We start from the raw sequence: 9,442 nt of genomic DNA, 5'->3' as shown, positions 1-9,442 counted from the left end.
ACGCCCGGTACAGCGTCGGGAACAGGGTCTCGCCGTCCTGGGCCGCGGCGCCCTCCAGCTTCAGGGCCGCATTGAGGGTCGCCACGTCGGCCTCGGTGACGCCGGTGGTCGGGTCGATGACGATGGTCTGGATCTTCTCGGGCGTGTCGTGGGCGACGGCCTCGATGTCCATGCCGCCCTCGGTGGAGACCACGAAGGCGATGCGGCCGTGCTGGCGGTCCACCAGCAGCGAGCAGTACAGCTCGCGGGCGATGTCGGCGCCGTCCTCGATGTACAGACGGTTGACCTGCTTGCCGGCCTCGCCGGTCTGGGCGGTGACCAGGGTGTTGCCGAGCATGTCCTTCGCGTGGGCGACCACTTCCTCGATGGACTTGGCCAGGCGCACGCCGCCCTTGGCGTCCGGGCCCAGCTCCTTGAACTTGCCCTTGCCGCGTCCGCCGGCGTGGATCTGGGACTTCACGACATACAGCGGGCCGGGCAGCTGACGGGCGGCGGCCTCGGCCTCGTCCGCCGAGGTGATGGCGACGCCCGAGGCGACGGGAGCCCCGAAGCCCTTCAGAACCTGCTTGGCCTGGTATTCGTGAATGTTCATGGAGAGGACCGCTGACGCTGGGGAGGAAGGTTGAGGCGCTTATAAAGGCCCCCCCTTCGCAGGCGCAACAGGCGATCCCCTCCGATCAGTCCACCCAGTCGCGCTTCAGGGTGCGCGAGGCCCCGATCAGAAGCACCGAGGCCAGCAGATAGAAGCCCATGCCGGTGTAGATGGCCCAGCGCAGGCTCTCGTCCCCGAAGCGGGGCGCCAGCAGGTCGCTCATCCAGCCGAAATAGTAGAAGCCCACGGCGATGCCGAGCAGGTTGTTGATCAGCAGGAACAGGGCCGAGGCGGTGGAGCGCATGGGCGCGGGGACCAGATGCTGGATCGCCGCGGTGATCGGTCCCAGCCAGGCCAGATTCAACCCCGTGGGGATCAGGAAAATCAGGAAGGCCAGAGTCAGCTGCTGCACCGCGCTGCCGCCGCCGGGCAGCACAAGGCCGATGATCCAGGGCGAGTTCATGGCCGCGATGAACAGGGGCGCCGAGATCAGGAAGGCGATGGCCGGCGTCAGGGGATAGGCGCCCTTGCCGCGCTTCGCCAGCTTGTCGGCGATGGCGCCGCCCATCCAGATGCCCAAGGTGCCGCCGATCAGGGCGATGCCCGCATAGTACCAGCTGGTCTGCAGCAGGGTCAGGTCGAAGCTGCGCATGAAGAACAGCGGCAGCCAGCCGGCGATGCCGTAGCCGCACACCGACGACGACGCCGCGCCCAGCGCCAGCAGCCAGAAGCTCTTCTTGGGGAAGACATAGGAGGCGGTGATCCTGGCGACCCAGAAGGACACGCCGATGACCGTCGACAGCCCGCCCGCGAAGGCCAGCACCAGCGGATTGCCGACAGGCACGCCGCCGAACTGGGCCAGGCCCGCGAGGGCGAAGGCGACTGCGCCGGCCACCAGCATCAGACGCGAAGCGTTGAGCCCCACGCGGTTCGGCGCGGCGGCGACAGCTGGGGCGGCGGCCTGAACCGCCGCAGGCTGAACCGGGGCCGCATCCACGACGGCCGGCCGGGCGATGTCTGTGGCGCCGCGCTTCGGATCCCGCACGGTCAGGCGCAGCACCGGCGCCAGGAGCAGACCCAGCAGACCCACCACGATGAAGGCGGTGCGCCAGCCGTACTGGGCCGCCAGCACGCCGCCCACGAGGGTGCCCGCCGCGGTGCCCAGGGGAATGCCGAAGGCGAACACGGCCAGGGCGCGGGCCCGCTGGTGGGGCGGGAAATAGTCGGCCACCAGGGAATAGGCCGGGGCCACCCCGCCGGATTCACCGACGCCCACGCCCATGCGGAACAGGAACAGCTGGCCGAAGGAGCCCGCCACGCCGCACAGGGCGGTGAAACCGGACCACACGGCCAGGGCGCCGGTCATGATCCAGACCCGGCTGAACCGGTCCGCCAGCCAGGCCAGGGGAATGGCCAGGGTGGAGTAGACCGAGGCGAAGGCGATGCCGCCCAGCAGGCCGAACTGACTGTCGGACAGGCCGAACTCGGCCTTCAGCGGCGCGGCCAGGATGCCGATGATCTGCCGGTCCAGAAAGTTCAGCATGTAGACCAGCACCAGGATCGCCAGGACGTAGTAGCGATATCCCGGCTTCTCGATGCGTGCTTCGGCCTGTGCGGTCATCGGCGTCTCCCCTCGACTTTATCGTTGGCCGGAACGGTAGCGCCGTCCCCGCACCATGCAAAAGAAAAAGGCGGCGGACCGAAGCCCGCCGCCTGTGTCAGTCTTCGTTCAGACGATCAGAAGCGCATCTGCAGCGCTGCGGTCCAGGTGCGCGGCGGGCCGTAGAAGGCGCTGATGGAGTTGTCGAACAGCGCGCCCGGGAAGTTGTAGCCGCCCGTGCGGTACTCCTCGTCGGTCAGGTTCTTGCCGTGCAGGGCGAGCTGCCAGCGCTGGTCCGGCGTGGTCCACACCACCGACAGGTCCACCAGGGCGTAGCCTCCTGGTCCAGGATCGGGTTGGGGAACTCGAACTGGCTGAAATCGTCGCGGTAGGACACCGACGGGGTGATCGCCAGTTGGCCGTCCAGCAGGTCGTTCGTCCAGGTGACGCCCAGGTAGCCGCTCCAGCGCGGGGAGTTCTGCACCACCACCAGGTCCGAGATGTCCTCGTACTGCATGGTGGTGAGGTTGTAGCGGATGAACTCCTCGAACTCGGCGCGCAGGTAACCGACGGCGAAGTTGGCGGTCAGGAAGTCCGTCAGCCACAGCGAGCCTTCGAACTCGGCGCCGTAGATGGTGGAGGCGCCCACGTTGTCCACGAAGCTGGCGATGCCCGTGGCGGTGGGCACCTGGGTGGTGACCTGCTGGTCCTGATAGTCGGAATAGAACAGGGCCGAGCTGAAGGTCAGGCGCCGGTCGAAGGCGTAGCCCTTCAGGCCCAGCTCGTAGCTGTCCACCGTCTCCGGGTCATAGCCGTCCACCGTGTCCGGCGTGGCCAGAGCGTCGCCGCGCATGTCGAAGCCGCCGGACTTGAAGCCCTGGCTGAAGGCCGCATAGCCGGTCAGGTCGTCGTTCAGGTCGTAGGAGACCGAGATGCGCGGCGTGAACTCGCTGAACGAACGGCTGTTCGTATACAGGGTGTTCTGAACCAGCGGGGTCGCCGCCGGGCCGCCCGTCAGCGGGGTCTGGCCCGCGCCCAGATAGGTGGCGCGGTTCACGAAGCCGGTCTTGTCGTCCTCGGTGTAGCGGGCGCCGACGGCCACGCGCAGACGGTCCGACAGATCGAAGTTGAAGTCGGCGAACACCGCATAGCTTTCGGTGTCCACGAAGCCGCCGGTGCCGATGCTGACGCCCAGGTTTCCGAGGACGGTGTCGAAGGCGCCCTCGGCGTGGCTGTCCAGATAGTAGACGCCGGCCACGCCTTGCCAGCGCGCGCCGTTGAACAGCAGCTGGAACTCCTGGGTGAACTGGTCGTCGGCGTAATAGGCCGGGATGTCCAGGGTCGGCGACGGGGTGCCGTCGAAGTCGATGACCGTGTCGGTGTATCCATCGCGGCGGGCCGTGATCGACTTGAAGGTCAGCATGTCGTTGATCGTCCACTCGGCGGTCAGCGACAGGCCTTCGGTCTCCACATAGTTGTCGTCGCCCAGACCCGAGCGGGTGTCATAGATGCCGGGCAGGACGTCGGCGCCGGGGGCCGCGCCCGCGACCTCGCGGTGGCCGTGGCGGGCGTTGGAGTTGTCCTCGACCCGATCCCAGGCGAAGCGGAAGAACAGGTTGGAGGTCGGCGCCAGTTCGGCGCTGACCCGGGCCGCGGTGACGTCCTTGTCATAGTGGTCGGCGCCGGTGGTGAGGTTCTGGCCGAAGCCGTCGCGATTGTAGCTGGCCACGGCGCCGCCGATGCGCAGATAGTCGCCGACCGGAAGCGAGCCAGAGGCGATCATGTCCAGCTGTCCGTCGGAGCCCACGGCGCCGCGCAGCATCAGTTCAGGCTCGGGGGCCAGGCGCGAGGTCACATACTTGATGGCGCCGCCGATGGTGTTGCGGCCGTACAGCGTGCCCTGCGGTCCACGCAGGACCTCGATGCGCTCGATGTCGAAGATGTCCAGCACCGCGCCCTGGGGGCGGGCCACATAGACGTCGTCCACATACAGGCCAACGCCCGGATCGAAGCCCCACAGGGGATCCTGCTGGCCCACGCCGCGAATGAACGAGATCAGGGTCGAGTTGGAGCCCCGGGCCACCTGGACCGTGGCGTTGGGGGTCTGCTGCTGCAGCACGGTCACGTCGGCCGCGCCGGTCAGCGCCAGCCGTTCGCTGCTCAGCGCGGTGACGGCCACCGGCACCTCACGCAGGGATTCCTCGCGGCGCCGCGCGGTGACGATGACCTCTTCCACCTGTGTGGCGGCGGGTTGTTCCGAGACCTCCTGGGCCTGGGCCACGACAGCCGGAGCGGTGAGGGCGCTGATGGCAGCACCCGTCAGAAGAGCGGATTTGACGAACTTGTTCATGGGTAGCCCCAACCTGTGTTTCCGATGACGACGCCATTTATTCAGCGTTCAATGATTTTCCGGGAACCTGATCGTCTTTTCCCGGTCTGTCAAATGGGGAAAGCGGCGGCGATGTGTTGAAACTCTGTCCTGTGGCGCCCGCGCCATGCGCCTTGGCGATTGCCGCGCCCGCATCTCCGGACTAGCGTCATGGCATGACCCGCGCCGCGACCGTCGCCACCCCCAAGACCGCATCCGTCAAATCCGCCCCCGCCCGGCGGGGCCGCCCGCCCAAGGACAAGCCGGGCGGCGAGACCCGGGCGCTGATCCTGGACGCGGCCGAAGACCTGTTCTCCAAGCACGGATTCTACGGCGTCACCATCCGCGAGGTGGCGCGCGAGGCGGGCGTGGATACCGCCCTGATCCACTATTATTTCGGCGCCAAGCGCGGCCTGTTCGACGCGGTCTTCATCCGCCGGGCCGAGGTCTGGAACAACGAGCGGGTGGAGGCCATCAACCGCTACGCCGCCGAGGCGGGCGAGGCCATGACCCTGGAAGGGGTGCTTGAGGCGTTCCTGCGCCCGCCGTTCGAATGGTCGTTGAAAGGTGGGCCGGGGTGGAAACACTATGCGGCGCTGGTGGCGCAGACCAACGCCAACCCGACTTTCGGGGGGGAGACCATGGCGCGCTATTTCGACCCGGCCATCCACCGCCTGATCGAGGCGGTGCGGCTGGTCCTGCCCGGCGCGCGGGACGTGGACCTCTACTGGGCCTGGCACAATCTGTCCGGCGCCCTGACCCTGACCCTGGGCGAGACCGGCCGCATCGACCGGTTGTCGGGCGGCCAGTGCCGGTCCGGCGATCTGGAGACCGCGTGCGACTATATGGTCCGCTTCGCCGCCGCCGGTTTCCGGGCGGTGTGCAGTCACTGAATCCCGTCAGACCCGAATCAGACTGTTTCTGCATTGCCCGCGCAACAACGGCCGTCGGGTCTGGACAGACGGCGCCGGCCCCGGCCTGAATGGGGGCGGGGGAATCGCATGTCCACACGCCTGAAACGCCTGATCACCGGGGACCCCGCCAAGGGGGTAGGGATCGCCGTGGCGGCCGGGGTCTTCCTGGCCCTGACCAACGCCTTCGGCTCGACGACGGGTCTGGGGCTGCGCCTGGCCTACTGGGTCGTGCTGATGATCGTGGCCGGACTCTGGGCCGAATTCTGCATGCGCACGATCCGGCGCCTGCCGGGCATGGAACGCTCCTGGCTGATCCGGTTCGTCGTTTCGGTGCTGGTCATCGGCCTGCCCCTGACCGTGGTCGTCTGGGGCGTGACCGGCTGGATATTCTACGGCCAGGCCTATGGTCCGGACATGTTCCCGGGGCTCGTCTGGCGGGTGCTGCTGATCACCGCGGTGATGACCGCCATCGGCATGGCCATGGAGCCGAAGACGGCGACCACCCATGCGGGCGAGGGGCCGCCGCGCTTCCTTGACCGCCTGCCGCCCCGGCTGCGCGGCGCCGTGATCCACGCTGTCCAGGCCGAGGACCATTATCTGCGCATCCACACCGACCGCGGCTCGGACCTGATCCTGATGCGCCTGTCCGACGCTGTCGCCGAGCTGGAAGGGCTGGAGGGCGCCCAGACCCACCGCAGCTGGTGGGTCGCCAGAGACGCCGTGCAGGACGTCAAGCGCGGCGATGGGCGCGCAACCCTGACGCTGGAGGGCGGCCTGATCGTCCCCGTCAGCCGCCGCCACGCCCGCGCCCTGCGCCAGGCCGGCTGGTATTAGGTCGCGACCCAGTTGCCGTGGAAGGCGGCGGGCATGGCCACGTCGGCGCGCCAGGTGCAGACCGGGCCGTCCTCCACACGCGCCATGTCCAGCACGTGCAGTTCGGTGACGCCCTCGCGCAGGTTGATGGTGGGGCCCACCAGCCAGGCATCCGCCTCGCCGCTCAGGCCCGGCTTGGGCACATGGACCATCTCGTCCACCACATGGCCGGCGCCGAAGTCATAGCCGTGGGTGCGGCCCTGATCCCAGTCGGTGACGCCCACCGCCGTGGCGAGGGGCCGGTCCGGCTCCTCGCCCAGTGTGTGCAGGCTGTAGCGCCGCCGCTGGCCCGCCCGGCGCGCATCCCCACGGGGGAACTCGGCCGCCGCCCCGGCGTGCTCCAGCCGCCCCTGACCGTCCGGCGACAGGGTCATCATGGCCAGCCGCGCCGGCGCGGCGCCCAGCGGCACGCCGTTCAGGATGTCCTGGGCGCCGTGGGCCGCGAAGTCCATGTCGGCATGGGTGCAGACGTCGAAGCGGATGATCCCGTCACCCTCCTCCCAGGCGTCGCCCAGATGGAAGAAGCCGAAGGCCGGCGCTTCGAACACCCGCCGGGCGTCCAGATCGTCCTTGTCGATCACCAGCACCTGGGTCCCCTGATCCGGCAGCCAGTCGTAGGCGGTGGAGACCGGCATGACGTTGCGCGCATGCACCCACGGCTGCAGCACGATCACCAGATGCCGGGCCGTGGCGGTGAAGTCGTGGATGTAGCTGGCGCGGGGCAGCGGGATCACGCGTGCGTCCTCCAGGGCCCCATCCGCCGCCAGACGCCAGACCACGGCCTGGTTTCCGTTCACGCCCAGATTCCAGATGCGGCCGTCCGGCTCGATGCGCGGGTGGGCCAGGAACGGCATGGACTTGAGGTCCGGGCGCAGGGTGACGAAGCCGCGCGTCTCCAGGGTGTCGGGATCCATGGCCATGGGCGAGCCCGCTTCCCACAGAGCCCACAGGGCGTCGCCCACCTTGTGCACCGAAGTGTTGGCCGGATTGACGTCGTCCACCGAACCGATCTCTGCGCGCGGGTCCGCCGCCGTGCCGAAACCCGGCATGACCATGGCGTCCAGCCGCGTCTCCTGACGCCGTTTGGGCGTGTCGGCGAAGCGGGCGGCCAGGGTGGCCTGACCGTCGTGGATGCCGAAGCGGCGGATCAGGCCGTCGCCGTCGAACCAGTGCTGGGACGACCCGCCGGGCCGCCGGAACTTGGCGGGCCCGTTGCGGTACAGCGCCCCGGACAGCCCCTCGGGAACGCGCCCGTGGACCCGCTGCAGAACGCGCGGGGCGATGTCGCCCTCCACGTCGGCGGTGGCCAGGGACCAGTCGGACGCGACCCGCATGGCGCGGGCGGCGAAGGCCGTGTCGGGCGTGATGGCCAGGGCCGCGGCGGCGGTCAGGAATGTGCGGCGCGAGGGGGTCATGGTGTCAGCTCCCGGTCCGGTTTCAGCGCAGGGTGATGGTCTGGCGGGTCTCGCCCGAGACGGCGAAGTGCGCACGCGCCCACGACGCCGGGCCCATGTTGCCAACCGCATTGTTGGAGAAACCGAAGGGCTCGGTCGGCATGCCGAAGGGATTGGTGTTCATCTCGCCGTCGCCGTTCACATCGTGAAAGGCGCGCAGGGCGTAATCGCCGGGGGGCAGGCCCTCGAACCGCGCGATGCGCTCGCCGCCGGCGATGTCGATCCGCACGCCGCGCACGGCCGGTCCCCCGCCGTCATAGGCCTCCTCGCTGTCGAACAGGGCGGCCATGACCACGCCCTCCGGGGCGCCGATGTCGAAGGTGATCTCGACGACGCTGGTCTCTGCGGGCTGAAGCGTCAGGGCGGCGGCCAGAATGAGGGCGGGGATGGAAAACATGATCGGGCTCCTGTGATGAAGACCCGTTCCCGGGCCTCCGATGGCCCTGTCATTCCGTGTGGAGCGCGGCGCCGCCACCGCCGATGCGTTCCCGGCCGCGCAGCCTTCGCCAACGACCACGCCCGTCCGTTCGCGAAGCGCGGATGAACGGCTCAGAACATTTGAAGGGGAGCCTGATTCACGGCATCGACGGGATCGCGACGCGATCCCGTCTCAACCGATCAGGCTCCTGCTGCGGTCCTCAGCACGCTCAGATACCCCGGGGCCGTCTCCATGCGCGCGGCCTCGGGGCGGGTGTGCAGCAGCCGGTGCAGCCGTGGCAGGCGCCAGCAGGGCACATGCATGAACAGGTGGTGCTCGGCGTGATAGTTGACCCAGTAGGGGGCGATCAGGGCTCGCTCGATCCAGCCCGCGCGGGTGGTGCGCGCGGCGCGGAAGGCGTCGTCGGACGATCCCTCGACACACGCGTGCTCGGCGATGTTGCGCAGGCGCGTGACCAGCGGAAACCAGGTGGCCATGGGCAGCAGCCACAGCACGAAATACGCCCACCAGACGCCCGCCAGGGTCATCGCCAGGAGCATCCCCGCATTGACCATCAGGAACGACGCCACCGACTTGCCGGTGACCACCGCGCCCTCGGCCATGTCTTCGTCGCGCTGATTGCGGAACGCGCCGATCAGCAGCATCACGCGCTGCTTGAAGAAGGTCTGGCCGGTCAGGTCGCGGATGATCTTGCGCCGCAGGGAGGCGCCGGTGACCGGGAACGGCTCGGACAGCACCAGATCCGGGTCCTCCGGCTGCTGGGCGAATTTGTGATGGGACAGGTGATAGGGGCGATAGGCGGCCAGGCTGGCCCCGATGGGCACGGCGCACAGCCAGTGGCCCAGGACGTCATTGAGCTTCAGATTCTTCGCCAGCGCCCCGTGGGCGGCCTCGTGCATCAGGATGGCTAGACCCAGCTGGCGCGCACCGATGATCATGATGGAGATCGGGATCAGCACCGGCCATATCACTCCGGCCGCCACGGCCAGGGCGATCACCGCCCAAGCGTGCAGCACCAGCAGCGGACCCCGCCAGTGACTGCGCGCCTGAAACGGCGCCCACTCGTCGGGCGTGAACAATCGGGTCGGGGAAATGCGCGGCGCGGCGGGCATGGGGTGATCATAGCGCGTTTTCCAAAAGGACGCGATAAGTCAGGCAATCCTGACGAAATGTCGTGTTGACCGGCGTATATATCTTTCACA

Annotated in this window: 9 protein-coding genes; 2 read left to right on the top strand and 7 right to left on the bottom strand. The window is 68.6% G+C overall.

Going from position 1 to position 9,442, the window contains the following annotated elements; genetic code table 11:
• The 4 genes from MBEBAB_RS13935 to MBEBAB_RS13925 all read right to left on the bottom strand — a co-directional run.
• A partial coding sequence (locus MBEBAB_RS13935; protein ID WP_045319419.1) for an ATP-grasp domain-containing protein occupies nucleotides 1-592 on the bottom strand: 592 nt, incomplete at its 3' end.
• An 85-nt stretch (nucleotides 593-677) separates the two neighbouring features.
• The gene (locus MBEBAB_RS13930; RefSeq protein WP_021698628.1) at nucleotides 678-2,213 is read right to left on the bottom strand and encodes a spinster family MFS transporter; all 1,536 of its coding nucleotides are present in this window, start codon (nucleotides 2,211-2,213) and stop codon (nucleotides 678-680) included.
• A gap of 116 nt (nucleotides 2,214-2,329) precedes the next feature.
• Complete coding sequence (locus MBEBAB_RS18465; protein WP_306302041.1) at nucleotides 2,330-2,518, bottom strand: TonB-dependent receptor; 189 nt, start codon at nucleotides 2,516-2,518, stop codon at nucleotides 2,330-2,332.
• Nucleotides 2,449-4,542 carry a TonB-dependent receptor gene (locus tag MBEBAB_RS13925; protein ID WP_306302040.1) on the bottom strand — a complete coding sequence of 698 codons (2,094 nt, stop codon included), beginning with the start codon at nucleotides 4,540-4,542 and terminating at the stop codon, nucleotides 2,449-2,451. Before MBEBAB_RS13925 ends, MBEBAB_RS18465 begins: the two co-directional genes overlap by 70 nt.
• A gap of 194 nt (nucleotides 4,543-4,736) precedes the next feature.
• Between MBEBAB_RS13925 and MBEBAB_RS13920 the strand changes: the two genes are divergently transcribed.
• Together MBEBAB_RS13920 and MBEBAB_RS13915 are read left to right on the top strand one after the other, a co-directional pair.
• A complete protein-coding gene (locus MBEBAB_RS13920) occupies nucleotides 4,737-5,453 on the top strand; it encodes a TetR/AcrR family transcriptional regulator (RefSeq protein WP_021698625.1) in 717 nt (238 codons plus the stop codon).
• 108 nt (nucleotides 5,454-5,561) lie between these two features.
• On the top strand, nucleotides 5,562-6,308 hold the full coding sequence (locus tag MBEBAB_RS13915) for a LytTR family DNA-binding domain-containing protein (protein ID WP_021698624.1): 747 nt from the start codon (nucleotides 5,562-5,564) through the stop codon (nucleotides 6,306-6,308).
• Here MBEBAB_RS13915 and MBEBAB_RS13910 read toward each other — a convergent pair.
• The 3 genes from MBEBAB_RS13910 to MBEBAB_RS13900 form a co-directional block, all read right to left on the bottom strand.
• Entirely contained in the window at nucleotides 6,305-7,762 is a 1,458-nt protein-coding gene (locus MBEBAB_RS13910) for a carotenoid oxygenase family protein (RefSeq protein WP_021698623.1), read from the bottom strand. The two genes, MBEBAB_RS13915 and MBEBAB_RS13910, sit on opposite strands and share 4 nt — an antisense overlap.
• Nucleotides 7,763-7,784: 22 nt before the next feature.
• The gene (locus tag MBEBAB_RS13905) at nucleotides 7,785-8,198 is read right to left on the bottom strand and encodes a DUF2141 domain-containing protein (protein WP_021698622.1); all 414 of its coding nucleotides are present in this window, start codon (nucleotides 8,196-8,198) and stop codon (nucleotides 7,785-7,787) included.
• 221 nt (nucleotides 8,199-8,419) lie between these two features.
• Nucleotides 8,420-9,352, bottom strand: a complete 933-nt coding sequence (locus MBEBAB_RS13900; RefSeq protein WP_021698621.1) for a fatty acid desaturase family protein — start codon at nucleotides 9,350-9,352, stop codon at nucleotides 8,420-8,422.
• Between the last annotated feature and the right edge of the window lie 90 nt (nucleotides 9,353-9,442).

The sequence above is a fragment of the Brevundimonas abyssalis TAR-001 genome, assembly GCF_000466985.1.
Classification (GTDB): domain Bacteria; phylum Pseudomonadota; class Alphaproteobacteria; order Caulobacterales; family Caulobacteraceae; genus Brevundimonas; species Brevundimonas abyssalis.
Note: the sequence above shows the minus strand (reverse complement) of the source record. Positions and strands in the feature narration are given on the sequence as shown.